The organism is Streptomyces sp. NA02950, from assembly GCF_013364155.1.
Classification (GTDB): Bacteria; Actinomycetota; Actinomycetes; order Streptomycetales; family Streptomycetaceae; genus Streptomyces.
The window spans coordinates 8,341,043-8,365,528 of sequence record NZ_CP054916.1 but is presented as its reverse complement, the minus strand read 5'-3'; the positions used below and the strand labels follow the sequence as shown (position 1 = coordinate 8,365,528).

Below are 24,486 nucleotides of genomic sequence, written 5' to 3'. Positions count from 1 at the left end.
GCGCAGAACGTACCAAGACCGGCGGTGCGTTCGCAGCGCTTTTCCCGTCGGGTGGCGGGCGTCACGCGGCGCCTCCCCTCCGGGAGCGGGAACCCGGGGCGGGGCTGTCGGCGCCGGTGACCACCATGGTGGGTACGGACACCCGTGAGAACACCGGGCCCGATGCCCTGCACACGCCGGCCCGCACCCACTTGCCCACCGACCTGGCCGACCGCTGGACGGCGCTGCTGCGCCCGGCCGCCCACCTCCGGGCGGCCGGTGCGGGCGATCCGGTGGGCGGTCAGCTCGGCGGTCTGCCCCGGCTGCCCGAGGACATGGAGTGGCCCGTCTGGGGGGCTCACGGCCCGCTGTCGTTCGTGGCCGTGGTCGACTGTGCCGCGCTGCCCGTGGACGAGCTGGACATCCCGCTGCGCCCCGAGGGCCGGCTGGCCTTCTTCTACCTCGAGGACGAGGAGTGCGAGGCGGTGGTGGACACCTGCGATCCGGACACCTGGGCCGGTGCGCGGCTGCTGCATCTGCCGCCCGGGTCCGCCGGCTTCCCCGAGCGGCCCGCTCCCGAGGGGCTCACCCCGTTTTCCGGCCGTGCCGCTGACGGCCCGGGTGGCACCGAGCGCCCGGACTCCGAATCGACCGCGCTGAGGGCCGCGTTCGGGCTCGGCGCGCTGTCCGTCATGGAGCGCTACGCCCATCCGGTGCGCTCCGGCACGTTCCAGGAGGCGCTGTGGGACCACCGGGCCGGGGCCGCGCACCAGATCGGCGGGCACGCCGTGTGCAGGACGCCGTGGAGATCACGGTCGCCAAGGCGGCGCTGGGCGACGAGGTCGGCTGGGAGGACCCGCGGGTGGAGGAGGAGGCGGCGCGGTGGGTGCTGCTGGCCCAGTTCGACTCCGACGAGGACACCGGCATGATGTGGGGTGACGGGGATGTCCTGTACTGGCTGATCCGCCCCGAGGACCTCGCCGCGGGCCGTTTCGAGGCGGCCGTGTTCACCTGGCAGTGCGGCTGACGCTCCGCTGGGCCGTGGTGGCCCCGCCGACCGCCCTCGGAAAGGGCGCCATGGATCGAAGGGTTACGCTGGGGCCGCCTTACCCGGACACGGGGTGCCCCTGCGGGGGCTGAGATCACACCCGTCGAACCTGAACCAGTTAGCACTGGCGGAGGGATGTCACCCATGTCATTGCCGCATGCCCCCGGCGGCCCGGCGGCCACCGCCCCGGCCTCCGTCCACGACGGACGGATGCCCGCCTCCCCGGGGGATCTGCGGGTCGAGGCCCGCGGTATCGCACCCGTGCCGGAGACCCACCGCTACGGCGGGCCGGGACGGCTGTTCGGCTACTGGATCCCCGGTTTCGTCGCCGTCGTGGCCGTGGACTGGTTCGCCCGGGCCCGGCCCCGCGGTGGCGCGCCGGTCGACCTGGCCACCGAGAACGCCCGCCCGCAGCCCTGGTGGCCCGCGCTGCCGGCGTTCGCGGCCGCCTTCGCCGCGGCGGTACCGTTCATGGACACCAGCCTGTACACGGGCCCGGTGGCCGAGGCGCTGCACGGCGCCGATCTGGCCTACTACACCGCCTTCCTCGCGGCACTCCTGGTCTACGCACCGCTCAGGATGCGCCGCCACGCGCCCGCCGGGGAGCCGCGCCGCCTCGGCCCGGTGCCGGAGTGAGGTCCGGCGCCGCCCCTGTCCCCCCGCCGCCGTCCCGACCCCTTCCGGAGCGTTCCGCCATGGACCCTTCCACCGCCCCCGAGCACACCGCCTTCGCCGCGCACGCCCTCGCCCGGGTGCGCGACACCACCCCGCTGGTGCAGTGTCTGACCAACGCGGTCGTGACCGGATTCACCGCGAACGCGCTGCTGGCCCTGGGTGCCTCCCCCGCGATGGTGGACATCCCCGAGGAGGCCGGGCCGTTCGCCGGGATCGCGTCAGGCGTGCTGGTCAACGTGGGCACGCCGCACGCGGAGCAGCGCACCGCCATGGCCGAGGCGGCGCGAGCGGCCGGAGCGGCCGGGACCCCGTGGGTGCTGGACCCGGTGGCCGTCGGCGCCCTGCCGGTGCGCACCGGGCTGGCGCGGCGGCTGCTGGAGCTGCGGCCCACCGTGATCCGCGGCAACGCCTCCGAGATCATCGCCCTGGCGGACGGCGGTGACGGGGGCCGCGGAGTGGACTCCGCGCACGAGGTGGAGGCGGCACGGCAGGCCGCCGAGGCGCTGGCGCGCACCACCGGCGGGGTGGTCGCCGTGTCCGGTCCGGTGGACGTGGTCACCGACGGCACCCGGCACGCCCGGATCGCCAACGGGGACGCGCTGCTGACCCGGGTCACCGGCGGCGGCTGCGCGCTGGGGGCGGTGATGGCGGCGTTCGCGGCGTTGGACGAGGACCGGTTCGCCACCACGGTGGCCGCCGTGGCCGTGTACACCGTGGCCGCCGAGCTCGCCGCGCGGGAGGCGTCGGGCCCCGGGAGTTTCGCGGTGGCGTTCCTGGACGCCCTCGCCGCGCTGGAGCCGTCGGAGCTCACCGAGCGGGCGGCGATCTCATGAGCGCGGTCTCATGAGCGGCGCCCCGAGCCCGTCGTCCGCGGCACGGCCGGTGGATCTGTCGGTGTATCTGGTCACCGACACCGCCCAGTGCGCCGCCCACGGCCGGAGCGTGGCCGAGACCGTGGCCCGCGCCGTGGCCGGTGGGGTCACCGCGGTGCAGGTGCGCGAGAAGGACGCGGACGGCCGGGACTTCCTGCACACGGTGCTGGAGGTGGCCGCGGTCCTTCCGGAGCCGGTGGCGCTGATCGTCAACGACCGGGTCGATGTGTTCCTGGCCGCGCGGGCCGCCGGTGCCCGGGTGACGGGTGTCCATGTGGGTCAGTCGGACCTGCCCGCCTCCGCCGTACGGGAGCTGATCGGCGGAGAGGCGGTGCTCGGGCTCAGCGCGGGCACGCCCGGCGAGGTGCGGGCGGCGGCCGAGGACACCGCCCGTGTCGACCATGTGGGCATCGGGGCCCTGCACTCCACCCGCACCAAGGCGGACGCGCCGCCCGCCCTCGGCCACGACGGCTTCGCCCGGCTCGTGCGGCTCAGCCCGCTGCCCGCCGTCGCCATCGGCGGTGTCACCCCGGCCGATCTGCCCCGGCTGCGGGCCGCCGGTGCGGCGGGCGCGGCCGTGGTCTCCGGGGTGTGCGCGGCCGAGGACCCCCGTTCGGCCGCCGCGGCCTACGCCCACGCGTGGCGGAACACCACGCCGGTTGGGCCAAAGGGGTGCGGGGGCGACACGGCCACCCTCTGAGCGGGCACATCTCCTGATGCGACGGGTCGTCGGACCGTATGTCCGTCGGAGGTGTCGAAGATGTCGGAGGTGGCGGACCGCCTGATACGGCTGCCGCCACCGGGCCGTGTCAGGAGAGGAAGTGCCATGCGCCGCACCGCGGGAGAACGGAGCCCGGCCCCTGCCGTGGACCCGGAGGTGCCCGCGCCCGGGAGCGGCGGCCGATGAGGACGGTCAAGGGACGCACCGACCATGTGGTGGTGGTCGGCGCGGGACTGTCCGGGCTGGCGGCCGCACTCCATCTGCTGGGTGCCGGACGCCGGGTGACCGTCGTGGAGCGAGCCACCCTGCCCGGCGGGCGGGCCGGACGGACCGAGCGCGGTGGCTACCGGATGGACACCGGCCCGACCGTGCTGACCATGCCGCATCTGATCGAGGAGGCGCTCGCCGCCGTCGGCGACCGGCTCACCGACCGGCTGGAGCTGATCGGCCTGCACCCGGCCTACCGTGCTCGTTTCGCCGATGGTGAGCACCTCGACGTCCACACGAGCGCCGCCGCCATGGAGGAGGAGGTCCGCCGGTTCGCGGGCCCCCGCGAAGCGCTCGGCTACCGGCGGCTGCGGGCCTGGCTGGAGCGGCTCTACGTGGTCCAGATGCGGCGTTTCATCGACACCAACTACGACTCCCCGCTCCAGCTCCTCCATCCCGATCTGGCACGGCTCGCCGCCCTCGGCGGCTTCGGACGGCTCGACGCAACTCTCGGCCGCTTCCTCGACGACGAGCGGGTGCGCCGCGTGTTCAGCTTCCAGGCGCTGTACGTCGGGGTGCCGCCCGAGCGGGCGCTGGCCGCGTACGCCGTCATCGCGTACATGGACACCGTGGCCGGGGTGTATTTCCCGCGCGGTGGTATGCACGCCCTGCCGCGCGCGCTGGCCGCCGCGGCCGCCGACGCGGGTGCCGAACTGCGCTACCGGCACCGGGTCACCCGGCTGGAACGCACCGGGGACCGTGTCACCGCCGTCCTCACCGACCACGGCCGCATCCCCTGCGACGCGGTGGTCCTCACCCCCGATCTGCCGGTCTGCTACCGGCTGTTGGGGCGACGGCCGCGCCGCCCGCTGCGGCTGCGCCACGCACCATCGGCGGTCGTATTGCACGCGGGCACCGACCGCACCTGGCCCCAGCTGTCGCACCACACCCTCTCCTTCGGCGCGGCCTGGCGGAGCACCTTCGACGAACTCACCCGCGCCGGGCGGCCGATGACCGATCCGTCCCTGCTGATCACCCGCCCGACCACCCACGATCCGGGCCTCGCCCCGCCCGGCCGCCATCTGCACTACGTCCTCGCGCCGTGCCCCAACACCGCTATCGGGCCCGGTCCGCGCGCGTGGCGGGAGCTGGCACCCCGGTACCGCGACGGTCTGCTGACCGAGCTGGAGCGCCGCGGCCTGGCCGGGCTCGGCGCCGCCATCGAGGAGGAGTGCCTGGTCACCCCGGCCGACTGGGCGGCCGATGGGCATGCGGCGGGCACCCCCTTCTCCGCCGCGCACACCTTCGCTCAGACCGGCCCGTTCCGGCCCCGCAATCTGGTGCGCGGAGTGGCCAACGCGGTACTGGCCGGATGCGGCACCACACCCGGTGTGGGGGTGCCGACGGTCCTGCTCTCCGGCAAGCTGGCCGCCCTCCGGATCACCGGGCGGCCGTCGGCCACCAGAAGGCCACCGTCCCGCGCCACCGCCCGGCCACCCGCCCTGACCGGCAAGGTCGGTGGCGCATGACCGCACGGGAGCTGGACGCCGCGGGCATCCTCGACCCGGCGCTGCGCGCCGCGTACACCCGCTGCCGGGCGCTGAACGCACACCACGGCAAGACGTATTTCCTCGCCACCCGGCTGCTGCCGGTGGCCCGCAGACCCGCGGTGCACGCCCTGTACGGCTTCGCCCGCTGGGCCGACGACATCGTGGACGACCTGGGGAGCGACGCCGGTCCGGCCGAGCGCGGCGCGGCGCTGGACGCGCTCCAGGTGCGGCTGACCACCGGGCTGCGCACCGGCGGCAGCGACGATCCGGTGGTACGGGCCCTGGCGCACACCGCCGCCGTGTACGGCATCGACCACCGGCACTTCACCGACTTCATGGCCTCCATGCGCAGCGATCTGGACGTGACCGACTACCCCACCTACGGCGATCTGCGCGCCTATATGCACGGCTCCGCGGCCGTCATCGGGTTGCAGATGCTGCCCGTGCTCGGCACCGTCGTACCGCGCGCGGAGGCCGCCCCGCACGCCGCCGCCCTCGGTGTCGCCTTCCAGCTCACCAACTTCCTGCGGGACGTGGGCGAGGACCTGGAGCGCGGCCGGGTCTATCTGCCCGGCGATCTGCTGGCCGCGCACGGCGTGGACCGGGCGCTGCTGGAGTGGAGCCACGCCACCGGTGTCCACGATCCGCGGATCGTGGCCGCGCTGCGGGCCGCCGCCGACCTCACCCGCGGGGTGTACCGCGAGGCTGCCCCCGGTCTGGCGATACTCGACCCGGTCTCCCGGCCGTGCATCCGCACCGCCTATGTGCTCTACGGCGGCATCCTGGACGCCATCGCGGAGGACGGCTACCGCGTGGTGCACCGCCGCTCGGTCGTCCCGCGCCGCCGCCGTGTCGCGGTCGCGCTGGACGGCCTGGGGCGGGTCGCGGCCGCCCGGCTGCGGGCCCGCACCGGCCGGACCGGGGAGCAGGTGCCGTGCGCAACGCCCTCTTTGACGTGTGTACGGGAGGACGTCGTATGACCTTCCTTCACATCCGGCGCGGACGCTACGCCCTGCAACTGCGCCACGGCCCCGTGCCGTGGGAACGGCAGCCGCCCACCTGGCGCGAGGCCCGACCCGCGCTCATCGGCGACGCGCTGGCCCGCGCCCGGGCCCGGCCCGGCGGCAACTGGTTCGTCCTGGCCGCCGCGCGTGACATCCGGCCGGGGCGGCCGTTCGGCCGGAGCGTGGCCGGTGCCGAGGTGGTGGCGTGGCGGGGCGCCGACGGCAGTCTGCGGGCCGGGCCCGGGGCGTGTCCGCATCTGGGCGCCCCGCTCAAGGACAGCCCGGTGCGCTGCGGCACCCTGATCTGCCGCTGGCACGGACTCGCCCTCGACGGCGGGCCGTTCGCGGGCTGGGAGCCCTTCCCCGCGTACGACGACGGGGTGCTGGCCTGGGTGCGGCTGGACAGGGCCGGTGGGGAACACCCGCTGGAGCGGCCGGTCGTCCCGGTCAGACCGCATCCCGCCCGCGCGGTCAGCGCCGTCTACACCGGTGTCGGCCGCTGCGAACCGCAGGACGTGGTGGCCAACCGGCTCGACCCGTGGCACGGCGCCTGGCTGCACCCGTACTCATTCGTCGATCTGACGGTGGTGAAGACCCCCGCGCAGGACAGCGGCGCGGTCCCGGACGGCGACGGATTCACGGTCGACGTCGCGTTCAAGGTGGCCGGGCGGGCCAGCGTCCCGGTCCGGGCCGTGTTCACCGCGCCCGGTCCCCGTACGGTCGTGATGCGCATCGTGGCGGGCGAAGGGCAGGGCTCCGTCGTGGAAACGCACGCCACGCCCCTGGGGCCCGACACGGCGGGGCGGCCCCGTACGGCGGTGATCGAGGCGGTGGTCGCGGTCTCGGACCGGCCGGGCTTCGCCGTGGCGCGCGCCGCGGCTCCCGCGCTCCGCCCGCTGATCCGTGCGGCGGCCGCCCGGCTGTGGCGTGACGATCTCGCGTACGCGGAACGGCGCTGGGCGCTGCGCAGCACGGGCAGGTTCCCGGGCTGACGCTCCGCCGTGCCGCCGCCCGTCAGCCGCCGCCCAGCCCGGCCAGCGCGCGCAGGGCCGTCGAACGGCCCTTCTCCGGCACCGTCCACAGGGTCTGGCCCCGCACCCCCCAGCGCTCCAGCAGGGCGTTCGCGGCGAGGAAACCGGTGGTCGCCGCACGTTCCATGAGCGCCACCGGCAGGGCGGTACGGACCAGGTCGCCCGCCAGCACCACGGCCGGATCGGGGGTGCGCACCGCGGGACGGCCACCGTACCCACCGACCGGGAACAGCGGGCAGTCCGCCCGCCACTCATGGCGGTGGCCGACGATCCGCGCGTCCCGTGTCTCCGGGTAGACCCGGTGCAACTGCGCGACCAGCCGGTCCTGTTCGGCCTCGCGGTCGGCGCCCGGGGCCACGGCGTACGCGTGCAGTTCGACCACCGAACCGCCGGTGCGAGCGGCCCAGCGGGCGGCCTCGCCCTCCCACCGCTCCAGCACGCTGACGTTGTCCAGGGCACCGTAGCCGCTGGTGCCCAGGAAGCCGGGGCGGTCGGTGCGCACCGGCCGGTCCAGCCACAGCCGGGTCACCAGGAACGGCGGCGCGGTGCGCAACCGGTCGATCCCGGCCCGCCACCGGCCGGTGCCCAGGCGCGGTGAGTCCGCCACCACCCGGCGCAGCCCGTCGGTGTCCAGCGCCAGTACGGCCGCGTCGTGGTGGCGGGTGACACCGCCCGCGGTGAGCCGCACCCCGCCGTCGGGGCCCGGCTCCAGGCACTCCACCGGGCTCGCCGTCCGCAGTCGCACCCCGTGGCCGGTCAGATAGCGGCCCAGCGGTTCCCACAGGGCCTGCGGGAACGGCTCCCGGGGGACATCGAAGAGCAGGCCCTCGGCGGAGCCGAGGAAGTAGATGTGGAACATCAACGCCAGTTCGGCGGCGGAGAGTTCCCGCGGGTCGGCGAAGAAGCTGCGCGAGAACACCTCGAACGCCAGGTGCCGCGCGGCCTCGGGGAAGCGGATCCGGGTGAGGAACTCCTGTGCGCTGATGCCGTCGAGCCGCTCGTACACCTGCGGCACCCGTACGTCCAGCAGCGGCAGCGCGGCGGCCGGACGCATCCGCAGCAGGTCCCGGAGGCCGAAGCTGGGGCTGAGCGCCACGAAGCCCAGGGCGCTGAGCGGCGGGGTGCGGGGCACCCGGGCGAAGCTGTCGTACAGCCCGCGGCTGTGCCGCAGCGGGTAGTCCGGCAGCCCGGTGAGCATGCGGAGCCCGGGGTCGGTGCGCCGCAGCAGGCCGCGGAGGTTGTAGTACTGCCGGAAGAAGGCGTGGAAGCCGCGGCTCATGGTGGCCTGTGAGCCGTCCTCCAGCCGCACCGGCCAGCCCGCGAGCCGTCCGCCGAGATGTGCCTCCCGCTCGTACAGCGTGACCTGCACGCCGCGTTCGGCCAGGCAGGTGGCCGCCGCGAGTCCGGCGATCCCGCCTCCGGCCACCCCCACACCGGGCGCGGGCCCGGTGATACGGGGCCGTCCGGCCGGTGGCGGCAGCATCCGGGCGCGGCGGTCGCGGCCCCGGCGCGGTACGGCTCCGTCCACCGCACCGCGCCGTCCGGGGGCCGTCACCGGACGGCCCGGAGGTCCGGTGCGAGGGTGGCGGCGCTGCCCACGACGGTGTGCACCACACCGGTCTGCCAGCCGGGCACCGGCAGCACCCGGACCTGGCCGAAGCCCGCCCGCCGCATCCGGTCGCTGAAGGCGTCCGCGGTGTCGAACACCGCGACACTGCGGCGGAGATGGCGGTAGAGGGCCCGGTCCCCGGCGAGTGTCCCGGCGGGCTGGACGACGGTCCGGCACACCGCCGTCCACACCGCCCGGTGCAGGGGGTTGCCGCTGAGGAGGTAGTCGTGCACCGCCAGCCGCCCGTGGGGCACGAGCACTCCGCGGACGGTGGCCAGCAGCGCGTCCGGATCGGTGACATTGCGGAAGAGGTAGGCGGCGAAGACCGCGTCGAAGGAGCCCGCGCCCCAGGTGGCGGAGAGACGTTCCGCCGGAGTGTGCACAAAGCGCACCCGGGGCGGCCAGCGCTTTGCGGTGGCCCGCTCCAGCATGCCCACCGACGCGTCCACGGCCACGATCTCCGCCTCGGGCGCCGCCCGGAGCAGCGCGGCGGTGGACGCCCCGGTGCCGCAGCCGAGGTCGAGCAGCCGCAGCCCGGAGCCGTGCGCGGGCAGTCCCAGGCGGCGGGCGGAGCGGCGCAGATGGGCGTGGTAGCCGGGGTTGAGGGCCACCAGACGGTCGTAGCCGGCCGCGGCGTGGTCGAACGCGGCGGCCAGCTCCGCGTCGCGCAGCAGGGTCATCCGCGGATCCCTTCGCCGGATGCTTCGAGGTGATGTCCGCATGTTCCGATGCGATGTCCGAGTGTTCCACGATGCCTGACGCGGTGTCATACCGCCTCCGCGGGGGCCGGGGCACGCCGTCGGAGCCAGGGCAGCTCGGCGACGGTGCGCAGCATGGCGGGCACAGGGGTGCACAGTCCGATGGCGATGTCCTCGGCCGCCCGGGTGCGCCCGTCGAGAAAGCGCAGCAGCCGCTCCATCGGCACCTGGCGGAACAGACCGGTGAAGAACGCCGCGCCGTCCACCCGTCCGGCCGCCAGCGCCCGCAGCAGCACCGCGTCCATCGCCCGGGCGCGCACCGGATGCGGCCGGGGCGGCACCGGGGGCCGCCCGCGCCGCCATGCCTCCGCCACCGCCCGGCTCTGCCGTTGCACGGCGGCGAAGGTGTAGCCGGTGGACGGACGGGTGGCGCCACCGGCCGTACCGATGCGGAACACCGCGGCGCCGGTCCGCCGGGGGAAGCGGGCGTCGGTCATCGGGATCACCCCCTGCTCGACGGCCGTCACCTCCCAGCGCTCCAGACCGAGCACCTGCCGTACGTAGTGGGTGAGCGCCCGGTCGTACCCGGTGTCGCCGAGCACCGACGGGGAGAACTCGGTGTACTCCACGAGGGCTTCGCGGGAACTGAACGGCAGCACGTAGCCGAAGGACAGTCCGCGCGGCGGCTGTGGGGTGCGGAAGTCCATGAGGTCCGCCACGGCCGGGTCGAAGCATGGCCGCGGGGTGCGGACGAACCAGCCGCGGAAGTGCTGGAGGAGCGTGGTGCGGGCCGGTGGCAACGGCCGTGGCGGCCGGGAGTCGAACGCCCAGCGGGCCCGCAGCACGACGGGCTCGCCCGCGGCGTCCGCTCCCCGTACCTCGGCGCCGCCCGGCGCGTCGTCCACGGTGTGCACGGCGGCCACCACCCGCCGGAGCCCGGAACACCGCTCGGTGCGCCGGGCCACGAACGCCTCGAAGTCACCGGATCGGAGCATCTTGTACCGCAGACCGGCCGGCCGTCCCACCACCGGCTCCCCGCCGGGGCCGCGCACCCGCAGCCGCTCCCAGGACGCGGTGAGCACGTCGTCGAAGTCACCGCCCGGCGGCTCCCAGTAGCACCAGGTGCGCTCCGGCGGGCGCAGTGGACCGGGCGGGGCGTCGACCAGGGTGACGCGGGGCGGCCGCGTGTTCGGCGGCCCCGTGCACAGCCGGTACGCGAGTGAGAGCCCGGCCGCGCCCGCGCCCACGATGACGACGTCCTCGTCCCGCACGGCGGCGCCTCCTTCCGCACCCGGGGCCCGCACGCAGGGGCCAGGACCGCGGCGGTCCGGGGCGTCCGCCCCGCAACACCGCGAGTCCACTGTTCCCTATGCGCGACCGGTACGGAGGTACGGCGGTGGACATGTCGCCCGGTCGGCCTCCCGCGCCGTCCCCTCAGCGGGCCACCGCACCGCCACCGCCTCACGGGGCGTCAGAGCGGGCCTCAGAGCGGGCCAAGGCGTCAGAGCAGGCCGACGATGCGTGGTGGCGCGAAGAGATGGCGTGCCCGGTGCTCGAAGACCAGCAGCTCCGGAAGGTGCCGCCGCAGGTCGGACACGCACTTCTCGCACGCCTCGTCGGCGGCGGGAAGGAATTCCTCGTGCTCGACGGCGATATGCCGGGCCAGCCGGATCTGTGTTGTCACCACACTGTCACTGGGATCGCAGTCCACCCCCGGCCCGAATTCCTCCAGTGCCGCCTCCACGACCTCGGGAGCCAGCTTCATCGCCTTGTACAGCTCGATGCACTCCCCGCAGCCCCACATCCAGGAAGGAGGGAGGGGCCATTCGTCGTCGGGGTGCTCATTCCCGGCATCCATGGGGCTCACAGTAACGACATTCGGGCGGCGCCGAGGGCATAACGGCCACATCCGCCTGTTCCACCGGGAATCAGCCGATGGCGCCCCCGATGTGTGATCTTCTGCCGCTGCTCTGAGCGGCGGGCATGAGCCTGCCCCCTGCCCTTCCGCACGGTGGAACTCCCCCGTCCCGCGGCCCGGTCTGACAGGATGGCGGCGTGGGAGGCGTGGACAACAGCGGCCGTCCGTCCGACGGTTTCGAGGTGGCCACCGGCGACGGAGGGATCCCGGCCGAGGGCGGCCGGGAGGCGGCGGTACGGGTCGCGTTCGAAGGGCTGTTGCAGATCCGCCGGCTGATGAACACCGGCGCCACCGACCCCGAAGCGGTACCCGCCGCATGGGAGGGACATCAGCCGGTGCGCGCCGTGTCACTCGCCCTCGAGGCAGCCGGTGTCCGGCCGTCGGCGGTGGACACGGAGGGACACCGCGTCACGACCGGATACCGGGTGAGCGCGGCCGAGCGGCCCGGGGTGGTGCGGGTCGAGTGGCTGGGCCCGCCGGGAAGCGGTGCCGGGTACGCGGCCCACGAGGCACTGCGGGAGTGCGCCGCGGCCCTGGGGCGGCTGGGCTGGGAGGCCCTGGAGTACCGGGGGCCACGCGGCCGCCGGTTCCTCGAGGTCGAAGCCCTGCCCTGACCGGCCGCTCCCGGGGCATCACGGGACCGTCGTTTGCGTGGCCACGGCCGCGGTCGCACGCTGGGGACATGGCCGAGCGTCCACCCGTCGCCGTCCTTGCGGCCTCCCCGCGCGGTGGGCGGCCGGTGCCGGGGAGCCGTCCATGACCACACCACGAGACCTGCTGATCATCGCGATGGACATGGCGTCCAGCCACTCCGTCGACCGCGGCGACCTCTCGCTCGCGCTGGCGGGCGCGGAGGCCGTCGACCTCCTGGACGCCCGGGCCATCGGGCTGGAGGGCGAGCGCATCGTGCCGGGCCCGCCGCTGCCCCTGGCCGACCGGATGCTGAAGCGGGCCGCGGCGTCCCTCACCCGGGAGCCGCCGTACGAACCGGTCGGCGAATGGCTGTGGCGCCGGGGCCGCGGACTGCCGGAGGCCTATCTGGACACCCTGGAGGCGGACGGGGACGCCGTCCGGGAGCGGCACCGCCGGTGGATGGTCTTCCACACCAGTGAGCTGGTGCTCGTCGACTCCTCCGCGCGCCGCCGCGCGGCGGACCGCCTGCGCTCGGACGAGCCCGTCCTCGCGACGCTCGCCGCGGCGGTCGGGATCAGCGATCCGAGCACGCCGGAGTCCCCCACCGTGACCCGGGTGGACGATGTGGCGACGGCCACCGTGCTCACCGCCGTGGACGACGCGCTGGGCGAACTGGCGGTGGAACGGCAGCGCCGGGCCCAGAGGCGCGACGACGCCACCGCCGACAACGTACGGCGCGGCTACTGACACCACCGGACACCACCCGCCCCGAGCACCGCTCATGGTCCAGACCAGCGGCATGGTCCAAACCAGCGGCGCACAAGGGGGGCGCACTTCAACTCCCGTGCGCCGTAAGCCTCTTCAGAAGTCTTTGTGACCACCATCCGCTCTGCTAACTTCCCCACCAGGCCAGCGCGTCCGGGGTGCGGCACACCGGGGAATCGGGCCGGCCCGGACGAGGGAGTCGCAGACGTGTCCCAGCTCGACGCTTGTGAACCATCGGCGCACCTCACCGGCAACCCCCGGTCCGACGCCGAGCTGATACGGCTGGTCGCCGGTGGCCGCCCGCCGGGGGACACCTCCGACAAACTCGACGACGCCCCCTCCCCCGTACTCATGGAGGAAGCGGCCGAGGAGTTCCGGCGCCGCCACCTCGGCGCCGTCCGGTCCTATGCCCGCGTCTGCTGCCGCGACGGCTCCGTCGCCGAGGAGCTGGCCGACGAGGTCTTCGAACAGGCCCGCCACACCGTCCGGACGTCGCGGGAGCCGCGCGAGGCATGGCGCCACCACCTGCTGGTCCTCGGCTACCGCACGGCCGCCGCCTGGGCCGCCACCCGTCGGCGCACCGATGTGGCACCGGACTTCGCGGCCTGGCTGGACACCGCCCTCGCGGGGTTGTCCGACCCCGCCCCCACCGCGCGACTGCTGGAGAACCGGTCGCTGATGCTGCGTGGCTTCCGCAACCTCCCGGGGCGCACCCAGGCCGTCCTGTGGCACACGGCCGTCGAGGAGGACACCGGCGCGGAGACGGCGCGACTGCTGGGGGTGGAGCCGCAGCGGGTGCCCGCCCTGGGGAAACGGGCGCTGCGGTCCTACCGCGACGCGTACTTCTGGGCCTATGCCGCGCAGGCCGCGGAGGACGACTGCGGGCGGTTCTGCGGACTGTTGGACGCCGCCGCGCGCCGTGCGGGGGTCCAGCACAGCGGCGATCTCGAAGGCCATCTGGCCGCCTGCGCCCAATGTTCCCGGGTGCTGAACGTGCTGGTGGGGCTGGGCGAACGGCCGGCGCAGGTGCTCGCCGAGGGGCTGCTGCCGTGGGGCGGACTCGCCTATCTCGCGTCCCGCCCCGCCACCGGCGGGCCCGGCCGTGCGGAAGCCCGTGCCGCAACGGGCGGTCCGCTCCCCCGGGCGGCCACCGTGCGGATCGGTGAGGGCTCCGGGACCGGTGGCGGTGCGGCCACCCACAGCCTCCTGACCGGTCCGGACGGCCCGACCGGCCCGGACGGGCGCGGTGGCGGGGTGTCCGCCCGGCGGTTCCCCGTGGTGATGGCACTGGCCGCGACCCTGACCGCCTCAGCCGTGGCAGCCACGGTCGCCGTGCTGCTGGCGTCCCCGACCGGCACCACGGACTCCGGGGCGCGGCAGGGCGCGTCCGTGTCGCTCACCCCGCCCGCCTCCGGTCAGGGCACGCCCTCGCGGCCCGCGCCGGACACCACCCCGCCGTCCCGGCCGACCCACACCACCGCCCCGCCCCGGCCGACCGGGGCGGCATCCCACGCACGGCACACCACCTCCCCCGCACGGCCCTCGCCGGGCACGGTCCCCGCCACCTCGCTCATCCCGGCGGACGCCTTCGGCGCGGCGTCCCTGGGCGACGCGGCCGTCCGCCCCGCCACAGGTGACACCGGCCCCCGGGGCGCGAACGGCCGTCAAGTGGCATCGCTGGCCGACGGCGCCTATCTGCGCTACGACCACGTGGACTTCGGCGACGGCTCGAATCAGTGCGAGGCCCGGGTCGCCTCCGACGCGGCGGGCGGAGTGAGCGGGCTGGTGGACATCCACCTCGACACCCCCTCCAGCGCGCCCATCGGCACCTTCGCCGTCGACAACACCGGCGGCCGGACCACCTGGCGTACGGTCCCGGCGAACATCGCCCGTACCACGGGGGTGCACACCGTCTACCTCCGGTTCTCCTCGGCCGCTCCCGGCCGTCCGCCCTTCGTCGGACTGCACTGGTTCACCTTCCCGGTGCGCTAGCGGCCCGGCCGCCACGCCGTACGGCACGGCCCGGCGCAGGGGGGCATGCTGGAGTCATGGCCCTTCGGCCGCTTGCGTCCCTCCGTCGTTCCTGGGAGCCGGGCCATACGACGGTGGTGCTGCCGCTCGGGCTGATCGCCGTGGTGTTCGTGGTGGACACCCTGTCGCCGTCCCATATCCACCTCGGACCGCTGCTGGTCGCGGCGCCCGCGCTCACGGTGGCGTTCGCCGGTGCCCGGCTGACGGCCCTGGTCGGAGCGCTCGCGGTGGCCACCCAGGTGGCGATCGGTGTGGCGCGCGGGGTGCTGGCCACCGCCAACATCCAGGCGCAGATCGGCGCTCTCCTCGTGGTGTCCGCGCTGCTCGTCGGGTTCTGCCTGGTCCGGGACCGGCGGGAGCAGAAACTGCACCAGGTGACCTCGGTGGCCGAGGCGGCTCAGCAGGTGCTGCTGCGGCCGCTGCCGTCCCGCAGCGGCCCGCTGGAGATCGCACATCTCTATCTGCCCGCCGAGGAGGAGGCCGAGATGGGCGGCGATCTCTACGCGGCGGCCCGCACCTCCCACAGCACCCGGCTGCTCATCGCGGATGTCCGGGGCAAGGGGCTGGCCGCGATCAGCCACGCGGCTCTGCTGCTGGGCGCCTTCCGCGCGGCCGCCCACCGTCAGGCCACGCTGCGCAATCTCGCCGTCCATCTGGACGGCGCCATGCGGTGGGACAGTGCGCAGTGGCGCAACCGGGAAGAGCCGGACACCGAGGAGTCCTTCGCCACCGCCATGCTGCTGGACATCCCCGACGAGGAGCCGGTCGTCCGCTTCATCACCTGCGGCCATCCCCCCGCCCTGCGGCTCGGGGGAAGCGGTGTCAGCGTCCTCCCCGCCCGGGTCGGCCAGCTGCCCCTGGGGCTGGCCAGGCTCGCCGGGCCGCCGGAGTACGAGACCGAGACGTTCCCGTTCGAGCGCGGAGAGCTGCTGCTGCTCTACACCGACGGTGTGGTCGAGGCCCGAGACGCGGACGGCGCCTTCTACCCGCTCACCGAGCGGGCCGCCGCCTGGCGCCGTCACCGGCCCGAGGAGGTGGTGCGCCAGCTGCGCGAGAACCTCATCGCACATGTCGACGGCCACCTCGGCGACGACGCCGCGGCGGTGGCGGTACGCCGGATTTAGCACGCCGGAGCGCCAGGAGTCGACGGCCTCGTAGAGGCGGCGGCGTGCGAACAGGTCGAGGTTGTTGGTCGGTTCGTCGAGCAGCAGCACATCGGGGCGCTCCAGCAGCAGGGCGGCCAGCCGCAGCAGTACGTTCTCCCCGCCGGACATCTCGCCGACGGCACGGCCGAGTCCGATGCCGTCGAGCCCGAGGCAGCCCAGTGTCGCGAGGGCGCGTTCCTCGACGTCCCAGTCGTCGCCGACCGTGTCGAAGTGTTCCTCGTCCACCTCCCCGGCCTCGATGGCGCGCAGCGCGGCGCGGCGCCGGTCGATGCCGAGGGCCTGGTCGACGCGGAGCGCGGTGTCGAGGGTGAGGTTCTGGGGGAGGTGGGCGAGGGCGCCGCCGATGGTCACCGACCCCTGGGCGGGCCGCAGCCGTCCGGCGAGCGGCCGCAGCAGGGTGGATTTGCCGGTGCCGTTGTTGCCGACGAGGCCGGTGCGGCCGCGGCCGATGGTCAGGGAGAGCCCGTCGAAGACGGGTGTGCCGTCCGGCCACCGGAAGGTCAGTCCGGAGCAGGTCACGGAGGCGCCGGGCACGGTGGTATGGGCCATGGATGGTTCTCGCACAGCCGTACTCAGAGGGAGGTGCGGTGTGCGGTCCGGAAGCGGGTCCACCGCCGTGCCGCGGTGTATGCGTGGCGGGGCGTCCGGTGTACCCGGGCCAGGACGAGGACGGTGTCGTCGGCCGGATCCCCGGGCACCATGTGGCCCAGGATGCGGTCGGCGGCGGTCTCCAGCGCGTCCGGCGCCAGGCGCAGTTCGGAGCGGAGCGCGTCGAGCCCCTTCTCGACGTCGTGGGTGCGGCCCTCGATCAGCCCGTCGGTGTACAGGGCGAGGACGGAGTCCTCCGGCAGGTCGGCGTCGGCCGTGCGGAAGCGGCAGCCGCCGATGCCCAGGGGGACGCCCAGCACCTCGTCCAGCAACTCGACCCGGCCGTCGGGGAGGAGGACCAGGGGCGGGGGGTGTCCGGCGCTGGCGATGCGGAGGTGTCCGGTGGTGGGGTCGTAGACGGCGTACAGACAGGTGGCCAGGTCGATGTCGGACTCTCGGGCGAACTGGTCGAGTTCGGCGAGCAGTTCGGCCGGTTCCGGGTCGTGCCGGGCCAGGGCGCTGGCGGTGATGCGCAACCGTCCCATCGCGGTGGCGGCGGGGATGCCGTGGCCCATGACGTCGCCCACGACCAGGGCGACCCGGTGGGCGGGCAGACCGATCACGTCGTACCAGTCGCCGCCCACCTCGGTGATCCGCCCGCCGGGCAGATAGCGGTGCGCGATGTGCACATACGGGCTGCTCGCCAGGGAGTTGGGCAGCAGCGCGCGCTGGAGTCTGAGGGCGATGTCCCGCTCCTGGTTGTACAGTCGGGCGTTGTCCAGGCACAGCGCGGCCCGGGAGGCCAGTTCCCCGGCGAGGCCGCGGTCCTGCTCGGTGAAGGCCGGCCGGGCCGCGGACCGGCCGAACACGACGATGCCCTGGACGGTCTTGCGGGCGATGAGGGGTGCGAAGAGCAGACTGGACAGCCCGCTGTCGTTCAGCAGCCGGGCGCGCTCCTCGGTGAGCACGGTGCGGGTCAGGAAGTCCTCGTCCACCCGGGCCAGGGTCGGACGTCCGGTCCGCAGCACCTTGTGGATGATGGAGCCGGGCGGATACGTCACCACGTCCAGCCCGCCGACGAGTTCGGTGGCGGGCGGCGGCAGAATGGTCTCGGCGGCGATCCGGCGGGTGACCAGGGGCCGGTCCGGGTCGAAGTCCAGCCCCTCCTCCGGGGACCGCATGACCTCCACCACGCCGCCGTCGCAGAAGTCCGGGACGGTCACATCGATCACCTCCCGCGCGGTGACCGTGGTGTCCAGGGTGGTGCCGATCCGGGCGGCCGCCCGGTCGAGCAGGGCCAGCCGCTGACGGGCGGCGGACGCCTCGACGAGGGCCTGCTCCCGGTCGGTCACATCGACCATCACCCCGCCCACCCCGAAGAAGCGGATGCCGCCGGGGCGGGAGAGGGGGAACATGCTCACCGACCACACCTGGTCGGTGTCGGGGCGCCCCTTGGTGCACACCCCGACCAGCGCGCCCACGATGGGCCGCCCCACCTCGGCCACCGCGCTCAGCATGGCCGCGTACTCACCGTTGTCCGACGCGATGACGACCTCGTCCACATGGCGTCCGAGGTGCGCTTCGACGGACAGTCCATCCATGTCGGCGAGGGTCTGGTTGACATGGGCGTAGCGCAGGTCCTCGTCGAACATGACCAGGCCGATCGGGCAGCTCTGGAAGAGCACGTCGAGGAAGGCGAGGTTGGTCTTCACCCGGTCCAGTTCATCGCCCCGGCTGCCCAGGGCCAGCACCACCACCCGGCCACCGACCCCGGTCACCGGGAAGACCCGGAACGCCGCGTCGAGGGAGGTGCCGTCCCGGTGGCGGGCCCGCGCCCGGCCGCGCCAGTACCCCTCGGTGCGGCCCCGCTCGACCAGCCGGGTCCACGATCCCGCGGCTCCGTCGGTCGGTCCGGCGAAGAGCATCTCGCCAGGCTGTGACAGCGCCTCCCGGGAGCGGTAGCCGAAGAGGTCCTGCGCACCGGGTCCCCAGTAGCAGATCCGGTCGGTTTCGTCGACGGCGAACACGGCCACCGCCACGCGCTCCAGCAGGGTGCCCGGCTCTGACCAGAGCGGCCCTCGTCCCGCTTCGTCGCTTCGCCGGTCTGCTGGCACCAGTCATCCCTCCGCGCTCGTCAAACGCAGTGACCTGGTCGCCCTCGAAGAGGGGTCCTCCCGGTCCAGTCTGCGCTTCTCGGACGCGACCCGAAAGGGAGCACGGAGGGTGCGCGGCCAGTTACGCACTGGTGGCGGCGGTGGCACCGGCCGGGTTCGCAGATCGAGCAGGCGACCGGTGAGTGCCGGAGGCCCCTGGCGCGACCATCACCCATCACCACGCCGTCGGCCGCGGCACCGCCCCGGTTACCACCGCCAGCGGCCCGAGCGTTCGCGCTCGCCCTCGACGCGGCCAAACGTGCCCTCGACCCCGGCGGTGTGCTCGTCCCGGGCGTGCTGGTGTGCTGATCGTTTTGGGGACAACACGGCTCCGGCGACAGCACATGTGCCGGCGGAGGCGGTTCCCGGCGGAGGCGGTTCCCGGCGGCAAACCTGCTCAGCGGCACACCTGCTCGGTGTCAGCGGCCCTGGAAGTCGGCGGGCCTGCGCTCGATGAAGGACGCGACCCCCTCTGCGGCGTCCGCGGTGTGGAACAGGGCGGCCACATCCTTGGCGAGCCGGTCGGCGGCGGCCTGATGGCCGTCCACCCGGGCCCGGCGGGCCGAGGCCAGCGTGGCACGCACCCCCAGCGGGGCGGCACGGCGCGCGATGTGCTCGGCCAGCTCCACCGCGCGCGCCAGCTGCGCACCGGTGTCCACCACTTCCTGGACCAGCCCGATCCGCAGCGCCTCCGCGACGTCGAAGTCATCCCCGGTCAGCAGCCAGCGCATCGCGTTGCCCCATCCGGCCTCCTGGGGGAACCGGATGGTGGCGCCGCCGAACGGGTAGATGCCACGCTGCACTTCGAGCTGGGAGAAACGGCTGTCGGCGGCGGCGATCCGGATGTCGGACGCCAGCAGCAGTTCGATGCCGAGGGTGAGGCAGCGCCCCTGCGCGACGGCCACCACCGGCTTGGTGCGGTCCCGGCCGACCAGCCCCCACGGGTCCACCCCTTCGGCGGCGCGGAAGTCCTCGCCCTCGGCGATCCGGGACGCCACCTCCGCCAGATCCAGCCCGGCGGTGAAGTGGTCGCCATGGGCGAACAGCACACCGACCCATGCGTCCGGGTCGTCCTCGAGCCGCTGGTAGGCATGGACCAGGCCGTGGAGCATCTCCAGGTTGAACGCGTTGCGCTTGGCGGGGCGGTTCAGCCCCATCAGCAGGACATGACCGCGCAGCTCCTCCGTCACCACGGGTGCGTTGCCCGCGTCGTGCTCACTCATCGGCTCGCTCCTGTCCCCATCGTGGACATCACGTCTCTACCGGCGGGTAACTATGGTCTATAACATAATCCTGAGTCAAGAGTGGGCAGATCGTGAACGGGGCCGACCGGGACGGGCAGCGCACCGGCCGGGCATGGCACCATCCCATCGGGGTACCCGGGCCATGGCGAGGGTGAACGGGCTTCCGGCGCACGGGAGTCACGCACCGCCCCCGCCCCGAACGAACGCGCCCGACAGGGCCGACAGGAAGGACCGCACCGTGCTGATGGCCCACCCCGTCGTGCTTCGCCGGCTCATCGAGCAGTACACCGCCCTCCAGGTGCTGCACGCCGAACAAGGCGGCACCGAAGTACGTCAGCGGATGGACGACCTCGCGTACACCTTCTGTGTCTCCACCGGCACCCGCGATGTGGACGCCGCACTGATCGCGGCCCGGCACCAGCTGCCGGGGGCCCGCGTGGAGGACGACTCCGCCGTCGCCACCTGAGCGGGCCCCTCGGGAATCGGCCCTCGGGCGTGCTGACCGCCCGAGGGCCGGTCTCCGCCAGGGCGGAGCACGACGCGCAGAGGACGAAGCGCGACGCGTGCCGCCGAGCCGCTTGGCATACTATTTCTCACTGCATGCCCCGGCACCGGGAGTGTCATAGCCTGGGATTCCAGAGGTGCAGGCGGTACGAGATGAATGCGAAGCCTCCCTTCCGGGACACCGGGTACGGCGTGGGTGCCGGTTGCCCGCGGCTCGAGGACGCCCGCCATCTCGCTGGTCACGGGCGGTTTCTCGCCGATGTGCGGCTTCCCGGGACGCGGGAGGTGGCGGTGGTGCGCAGCCCCGTTCCGCACTGCAGGCTGCGGTCGGTGCGCGCGCCGGACGGGGTGCCCGGCACGGATGTGTGGACCGCCACCGAGCTGGCTCCGCTGGCACGGCAGCTCATCGCCACCGCCGAGCTGCCCGGATTCCGGGCCGCTCCGCTGCCGAACCTCGCCGTGGACACCGTGCGCTACGTCGGTGAGCCGATCGCGCTGGCCATCGGCGACAGCCGGGCCGAGGCGGAGGATCTCGCCCGGCGGATCACCGTGGACATCGAGGAGTTTCCCGCGGTCGTCGGCCACCGCGCCGCGCTGGCCGACGGTGCGACCCGGGTGCACCGGGAGTGGCCCGACAACATCTACGCCACCACCTCCGGCAGCATCGGTGATGTGGACGCCGCGGCGCGGCGGGCGGCGGTCTCGCTCACCCGGGAGTACACCGTGAGCCGCCAGTCGCCGCTGCCGCTGGAGACCCGCGGGGTGATCGCACACTACGACCGCGTGGACGAACAGCTGGTGGTGTGGACGTCCACCCAGACCCCGCACATGATCCGCGACACCATCGCCGACCTGCTCGGTCTGCCGGGCAACCGGGTGCGGGTCATCGCACCGGACATCGGCGGCGGGTTCGGCGCGAAGTGCACGGTGTACCCCGAGGAGATCGCGCTCGCGGCCGTCGCGACCCGGCTGGACCATCCGGTCCGCTGGGTCGAGGACCGGGCGGAGGCGATGGTCGCCACCACCCAGGGCCGGGACCACCACTACCGGCTCACCGGACACGCGGCGGCCGACGGCGAACTGCTCGCGCTCGAGGCCGACATCGTGGTCGACGCGGGCGCGTATTCGGTGCATCCCTGGACGGCCACGATGGACGCGTCGATGACCTCGGCCATGCTCCCCGGGCCCTACCGGGTGCGCAACTACCGCTACACCGCGCGCAGTGTGGCCACTCACACCACACCGCTTGGGCCGTGCCGCGGGGTGGCCCGCCCGGCCGCCTGCTTCGGTATCGAGCGCCTGATCGACGAGCTGGCCCATGAGCTGGGGATCGAGCCGTACGCGATGCGGATGCGCGCGATGGTCGGCCCGGAGGACATGCCGTACACCTCGGTCGCCAGCAAGGTGTACGACAGCGGCGACTACCCCGAGGCGGTGCGCCGGGTCAGCGAACTCATCGGCCACCAGGGAGTGCGCGCCCGGCAGCGGGCCACCGATCCCGGCTCACGCACCCGTCTCGGCGTCGGGTACGGCTCGTTCACCGAGCAGACGGCGCACGGCTGTCTGGAATGGGCCTCCCGCGGCCTCGCGGTCACCTTCGGTGTCGAGGGCGCCCGGCTGGTCATGGACGCGACGGGCAGTCTGACGCTGAGCGTCGGTGTGCAGAGCCAGGGCCAGGGACATGAGACAACCCTCGCGCAGGTGGTGGGCGAGGTGTTCGACATCGCCCCGGACCGGATCGCGGTGCGCCACGGCGACACCGCGCACATGCCGCGCGGGGACGGCACCTTCGCCTCGCGCTCGATGGTGATGGCGGGCGGGGCGGCGTACGGGGCCGCCGGTCTGCTGGCCGGGCGGGTCCGCAGCATCGCGGCGGTGCTGCTGGACGAGCCGCCCGGTCAACTGCGCTTCGTGCGCGGTTCGGTCGTCGGACACCACGGCGAGCGCACCCTCACGGCGCTGGCCCGGGAGTTCTGCCGGACACCGGACCACGTCCCGGGCGTCGAAGGCGGCCTGGACGTCACCTACTACTACCGCCCCGAGGTGGAGACCGGCGCGTTCGCCTACGGTACGCACGCGGCCGTGGTCCGGGTGGACCTGGACACCGGCGAGGTGGAACTGCTCGACTACGCGGTCGTCGAGGACTGCGGCACGGTGGTCAATCCGCTGATCGTCGACGGCCAGATCATCGGCGGCACCGTGCAGGGGATCGGCACCGCGCTGATGGAGGAGATCCCCCATGACACCAGCGGCAGACCGACCGCCACCACGCTCGGCGGGTATCCGTTGCCCAGAGCGATCGACGTCCCCGACATCAGGGTCGAGCATCTCCGCACACCGTCGCCGCACACCGTCCTCGGGATGAAGGGCGTGGGAGAGAGCGGAGCCATCCCGCCCCCCGCCGCGATCGGCAACGCGATCACCGACGCACTCCGGGAGTTCGGCGCGCGGATCGACCGGACCCCGATGACGGCCGCCCGGGTGTGGGCCGCGCTCGACCGCGCCTCGGCGCCCGGTCCCGCGCCCGTGGACGCCGGGGCCGGTGGCCGGGCGGGGGCGCGATGAAACCGGCGGAGTTCGCCTATCACCGGCCCGGTGGAGTGTCCGCGGCGGTGGCGCTGCTGGCCGGTCTGGGCGACGACGCCCGGGTGCTGGGGGGCGGGCAGAGCCTGGTGCCGGACCTGAACACCCGCCGGATCACACCGCGCCATCTGGTGGGCATCACCGGCATCGGCAGCCTGCGGGGGGCCCGGAAGATGGCCGGGGGCGTGCGCTACGGAGCGACCACCACCCATCAGATGGTCGAGGACGGACTGGTCCCCGACGCGGCAGGGGGTCTGCTCGCGCGGGCCGCCGCGGGCATCGGCCACCGCGCCGTCCGTACCCGCGGCACACTGGGTGGAAGCCTGGCGTACGCGGATCCGGCGGCGGAGTGGCCCACGGTGTTCGCCGCCCTGGACGCGACCGTGGAGGTGTGCGGGGCACGGGGTGTCCGCTCGTTTCCCGCCCGTGAGCTGCCGCTCAGTGCGTTCCGCAGCGCTCTGGCCGCCGATGAGATCATCGTCGCCGTCGATGTGCACCGACTGCCGCCGGGGCGCTGGTGGGGGCTGCACAAGACGGCCGGAGCCAAAGGGGCCTGGGCCGCGTCGCTCGCGGTGGTCCTGTTCGACATCGACGAGCGGGGCACGCTGTGCGCGGTGACGCTGTGGCTCGGCGCGGCACGTGACACACCGGTACAGCTGCCCGCCACGGAACTGCTGCTCACCGGCCGACGCGCGGCGGGGCTGGACGTGGCGGCCGTCCTGCCCGGCGTCGCCCAGGATCTCGGCACCGTCGAGGGGGTGTCGGACGACACCGCCCGCCATACGCTGCGCGTCCACGCGGCCACGGTGTGCCGGGCGCTGGCCCGCGCCGAGCGGGCGGGCCGGTCCTCCGGTACGGGCCGGTCCTCCGGTACGGAGGGGACGGGAGCGTCATGAGGAAGGTTTCACTGCGTCTGAGGGTCAACGGGACGGAGCACACCGTGACCGTTCCCGCCCGGACCAGCCTCGCCGACCTGCTGCGCGATCGCCTCGGGCTGACCGGTACCCACCTCGGCTGCGAGGAGGGGGTGTGCGGGGCGTGCACCGTACTGGTCGACGAACTGCCCGTCCGTGGCTGTCTGGCCCTGGCGGCGACCTGCGACGGTGCGGAGGTGACCACGGTCGAGGGCCTGACCGGAGCGGACGCCGACCGGCTGCGGGCCGCGTTCTCCCGCGAAGGGGCCCTCCAGTGCGGTTTCTGCACACCGGGCATGCTGATCACCGCGTACGACCTGGTGCGCCGCCACGCGGCCGGGTCCGCGGAGGACATCCGCGCCGCCCTCTCCGGCAACCTGTGCCGCTGCACCGGCTACCAGGCCATCGTGCGAGCCGTCGCCTCCGCCGCCGCGGAGGCCGAGGCGGCCGCGGAGGCCCCAGAGGCCGGAGAGGCCGGAGAGGCCGGAGCCGCGACCGGCGCATCCGGCACGTCCCATGCATCCGGTGCGACGGCTTCCGGCGGACCCGGCCCCAGGACCGGGGCCGCTCACGCCCGCGACGGCGCGTGACCC

Annotated in this window: 21 protein-coding genes, 2 pseudogenes and 1 riboswitch; of the genes and pseudogenes, 16 read left to right on the top strand and 7 right to left on the bottom strand. The window is 74.3% G+C overall.

Translation table 11 applies throughout. From position 1 onward, the window contains the following. Window positions 1–125: 125 nt before the first annotated feature. The 8 genes and pseudogenes from HUT19_RS36215 to HUT19_RS36185 all read left to right on the top strand — a co-directional run bounded on the left by HUT19_RS36215 (window position 126) and on the right by HUT19_RS36185 (window position 7,048). Complete coding sequence (locus HUT19_RS36215; protein WP_254886276.1) at window positions 126–908, top strand: DUF1963 domain-containing protein; 783 nt, start codon at window positions 126–128, stop codon at window positions 906–908. Then, entirely contained in the window at window positions 866–1,006 is a 141-nt protein-coding gene (locus HUT19_RS43610; RefSeq protein ID WP_254885968.1) for a DUF1963 domain-containing protein, read from the top strand. Before HUT19_RS36215 ends, HUT19_RS43610 begins: the two co-directional genes overlap by 43 nt. Window positions 1,007–1,086: 80 nt before the next feature. Continuing rightward, window positions 1,087–1,180: riboswitch (TPP riboswitch) on the top strand. Window positions 1,181–1,330: 150 nt separating this feature from the next. Further along, window positions 1,331–1,663, top strand: a pseudogene (locus HUT19_RS36210) (hypothetical protein); the annotation flags it as partial. A gap of 59 nt (window positions 1,664–1,722) precedes the next feature. Further along, on the top strand, window positions 1,723–2,535 hold the full coding sequence (thiM, locus tag HUT19_RS36205) for a hydroxyethylthiazole kinase (RefSeq protein ID WP_176184798.1): 813 nt from the start codon (window positions 1,723–1,725) through the stop codon (window positions 2,533–2,535). Window positions 2,536–2,545: 10 nt separating this feature from the next. Continuing rightward, window positions 2,546–3,274 (top strand): thiamine phosphate synthase, encoded by a 729-nt coding sequence (gene thiE, locus HUT19_RS36200; protein WP_176184796.1) that lies wholly within the window; start codon window positions 2,546–2,548, stop codon window positions 3,272–3,274. A 203-nt stretch (window positions 3,275–3,477) separates the two neighbouring features. After that, entirely contained in the window at window positions 3,478–5,031 is a 1,554-nt protein-coding gene (crtI, locus tag HUT19_RS36195; RefSeq protein WP_176184794.1) for a phytoene desaturase family protein, read from the top strand. After that, on the top strand, window positions 5,028–6,032 hold the full coding sequence (locus tag HUT19_RS36190) for a phytoene/squalene synthase family protein (protein WP_176184792.1): 1,005 nt from the start codon (window positions 5,028–5,030) through the stop codon (window positions 6,030–6,032). Before crtI ends, HUT19_RS36190 begins: the two co-directional genes overlap by 4 nt. Then, window positions 6,029–7,048, top strand: coding sequence for a DUF5914 domain-containing protein (locus HUT19_RS36185; RefSeq protein WP_176184790.1), 1,020 nt, complete (start codon window positions 6,029–6,031; stop codon window positions 7,046–7,048). Before HUT19_RS36190 ends, HUT19_RS36185 begins: the two co-directional genes overlap by 4 nt. A 22-nt stretch (window positions 7,049–7,070) precedes the next feature. Here HUT19_RS36185 and HUT19_RS36180 read toward each other — a convergent pair whose 3' ends face one another. From HUT19_RS36180 to HUT19_RS36165, 4 genes are all read right to left on the bottom strand, one after another. Beyond that, window positions 7,071–8,570, bottom strand: coding sequence for an NAD(P)/FAD-dependent oxidoreductase (locus HUT19_RS36180; RefSeq protein ID WP_176187706.1), 1,500 nt, complete (start codon window positions 8,568–8,570; stop codon window positions 7,071–7,073). Between the two features lie 68 nt (window positions 8,571–8,638). After that, on the bottom strand, window positions 8,639–9,376 hold the full coding sequence (locus HUT19_RS36175) for a class I SAM-dependent methyltransferase (RefSeq protein WP_176184788.1): 738 nt from the start codon (window positions 9,374–9,376) through the stop codon (window positions 8,639–8,641). 86 nt (window positions 9,377–9,462) lie between these two features. Continuing rightward, window positions 9,463–10,665 (bottom strand): lycopene cyclase family protein, encoded by a 1,203-nt coding sequence (locus HUT19_RS36170; protein ID WP_176184785.1) that lies wholly within the window; start codon window positions 10,663–10,665, stop codon window positions 9,463–9,465. A 230-nt stretch (window positions 10,666–10,895) separates the two neighbouring features. After that, entirely contained in the window at window positions 10,896–11,252 is a 357-nt protein-coding gene (locus tag HUT19_RS36165) for a hypothetical protein (protein WP_176184783.1), read from the bottom strand. A gap of 197 nt (window positions 11,253–11,449) precedes the next feature. Between HUT19_RS36165 and HUT19_RS36160 the strand changes: the two genes are divergently transcribed. The 4 genes from HUT19_RS36160 to HUT19_RS36145 all read left to right on the top strand — a co-directional run bounded on the left by HUT19_RS36160 (window position 11,450) and on the right by HUT19_RS36145 (window position 15,865). Further along, entirely contained in the window at window positions 11,450–11,926 is a 477-nt protein-coding gene (locus HUT19_RS36160) for a hypothetical protein (RefSeq protein WP_176184781.1), read from the top strand. 142 nt (window positions 11,927–12,068) lie between these two features. Further along, window positions 12,069–12,692 (top strand): GPP34 family phosphoprotein, encoded by a 624-nt coding sequence (locus HUT19_RS36155; protein WP_176184779.1) that lies wholly within the window; start codon window positions 12,069–12,071, stop codon window positions 12,690–12,692. A 225-nt stretch (window positions 12,693–12,917) separates the two neighbouring features. Then, window positions 12,918–14,702, top strand: a complete 1,785-nt coding sequence (locus HUT19_RS36150; RefSeq protein WP_176184777.1) for a carbohydrate-binding protein — start codon at window positions 12,918–12,920, stop codon at window positions 14,700–14,702. Between the two features lie 56 nt (window positions 14,703–14,758). Next, window positions 14,759–15,865 (top strand): PP2C family protein-serine/threonine phosphatase, encoded by a 1,107-nt coding sequence (locus HUT19_RS36145; protein ID WP_176184775.1) that lies wholly within the window; start codon window positions 14,759–14,761, stop codon window positions 15,863–15,865. On the opposite strand, the pseudogene HUT19_RS36140 reads toward HUT19_RS36145, so the two are convergent. From HUT19_RS36140 to HUT19_RS36130, 3 genes and pseudogenes are all read right to left on the bottom strand, one after another. Next, window positions 15,863–16,456 (bottom strand): annotated as a pseudogene (locus tag HUT19_RS36140) (ATP-binding cassette domain-containing protein); the annotation flags it as partial. The gene HUT19_RS36145 and the pseudogene HUT19_RS36140 overlap by 3 nt on opposite strands. 23 nt (window positions 16,457–16,479) lie before the next feature. Beyond that, window positions 16,480–18,609: a SpoIIE family protein phosphatase gene (locus HUT19_RS36135; RefSeq protein ID WP_176184773.1), complete on the bottom strand. Its 2,130-nt coding sequence runs from the start codon at window positions 18,607–18,609 to the stop codon at window positions 16,480–16,482. A gap of 458 nt (window positions 18,610–19,067) precedes the next feature. Then, the gene (locus HUT19_RS36130) at window positions 19,068–19,871 is read right to left on the bottom strand and encodes a crotonase/enoyl-CoA hydratase family protein (RefSeq protein WP_176184771.1); all 804 of its coding nucleotides are present in this window, start codon (window positions 19,869–19,871) and stop codon (window positions 19,068–19,070) included. Window positions 19,872–20,130: 259 nt separating this feature from the next. Between HUT19_RS36130 and HUT19_RS36125 the strand changes: the two genes are divergently transcribed. The 4 genes from HUT19_RS36125 to HUT19_RS36110 all read left to right on the top strand — a co-directional run bounded on the left by HUT19_RS36125 (window position 20,131) and on the right by HUT19_RS36110 (window position 24,483). Then, window positions 20,131–20,358, top strand: a complete 228-nt coding sequence (locus tag HUT19_RS36125) for a DUF5133 domain-containing protein (protein ID WP_176184769.1) — start codon at window positions 20,131–20,133, stop codon at window positions 20,356–20,358. 191 nt (window positions 20,359–20,549) lie between these two features. Beyond that, window positions 20,550–22,961: a xanthine dehydrogenase family protein molybdopterin-binding subunit gene (locus HUT19_RS36120; RefSeq protein ID WP_176184767.1), complete on the top strand. Its 2,412-nt coding sequence runs from the start codon at window positions 20,550–20,552 to the stop codon at window positions 22,959–22,961. Next, window positions 22,958–23,875 carry a xanthine dehydrogenase family protein subunit M gene (locus HUT19_RS36115; protein WP_176184764.1) on the top strand — a complete coding sequence of 306 codons (918 nt, stop codon included), beginning with the start codon at window positions 22,958–22,960 and terminating at the stop codon, window positions 23,873–23,875. The genes HUT19_RS36120 and HUT19_RS36115 overlap by 4 nt, the downstream gene beginning before the upstream one ends. Then, the gene (locus HUT19_RS36110; protein ID WP_176184762.1) at window positions 23,872–24,483 is read left to right on the top strand and encodes a (2Fe-2S)-binding protein; all 612 of its coding nucleotides are present in this window, start codon (window positions 23,872–23,874) and stop codon (window positions 24,481–24,483) included. The genes HUT19_RS36115 and HUT19_RS36110 overlap by 4 nt, the downstream gene beginning before the upstream one ends. The last annotated feature ends 3 nt before the right edge of the window (window positions 24,484–24,486 follow it).

Bases quoted from the DNA above. Each gene is read 5' to 3' on its own strand.
- HUT19_RS36215 (WP_254886276.1), top strand. From the start codon at position 126: ATGGTGGGTACGGACACCCGTGAGAACACCGGGCCCGATGCCCTGCAC.
- thiM (WP_176184798.1), top strand. From the start codon at position 1,723: ATGGACCCTTCCACCGCCCCCGAGCACACCGCCTTCGCCGCGCACGCC.
- thiE (WP_176184796.1), top strand. From the start codon at position 2,546: ATGAGCGGCGCCCCGAGCCCGTCGTCCGCGGCACGGCCGGTGGATCTG.
- crtI (WP_176184794.1), top strand. From the start codon at position 3,478: ATGAGGACGGTCAAGGGACGCACCGACCATGTGGTGGTGGTCGGCGCG.
- HUT19_RS36190 (WP_176184792.1), top strand. From the start codon at position 5,028: ATGACCGCACGGGAGCTGGACGCCGCGGGCATCCTCGACCCGGCGCTG.
- HUT19_RS36185 (WP_176184790.1), top strand. From the start codon at position 6,029: ATGACCTTCCTTCACATCCGGCGCGGACGCTACGCCCTGCAACTGCGC.
- HUT19_RS36180 (WP_176187706.1), bottom strand. From the start codon at position 8,570: ATGCTGCCGCCACCGGCCGGACGGCCCCGTATCACCGGGCCCGCGCCC.
- HUT19_RS36175 (WP_176184788.1), bottom strand. From the start codon at position 9,376: ATGACCCTGCTGCGCGACGCGGAGCTGGCCGCCGCGTTCGACCACGCC.
- HUT19_RS36165 (WP_176184783.1), bottom strand. From the start codon at position 11,252: ATGGATGCCGGGAATGAGCACCCCGACGACGAATGGCCCCTCCCTCCT.
- HUT19_RS36155 (WP_176184779.1), top strand. From the start codon at position 12,069: ATGACCACACCACGAGACCTGCTGATCATCGCGATGGACATGGCGTCC.
- HUT19_RS36145 (WP_176184775.1), top strand. From the start codon at position 14,759: ATGGCCCTTCGGCCGCTTGCGTCCCTCCGTCGTTCCTGGGAGCCGGGC.
- HUT19_RS36130 (WP_176184771.1), bottom strand. From the start codon at position 19,871: ATGAGTGAGCACGACGCGGGCAACGCACCCGTGGTGACGGAGGAGCTG.
- HUT19_RS36120 (WP_176184767.1), top strand. From the start codon at position 20,550: ATGAATGCGAAGCCTCCCTTCCGGGACACCGGGTACGGCGTGGGTGCC.
- HUT19_RS36115 (WP_176184764.1), top strand. From the start codon at position 22,958: ATGAAACCGGCGGAGTTCGCCTATCACCGGCCCGGTGGAGTGTCCGCG.
- HUT19_RS36110 (WP_176184762.1), top strand. From the start codon at position 23,872: ATGAGGAAGGTTTCACTGCGTCTGAGGGTCAACGGGACGGAGCACACC.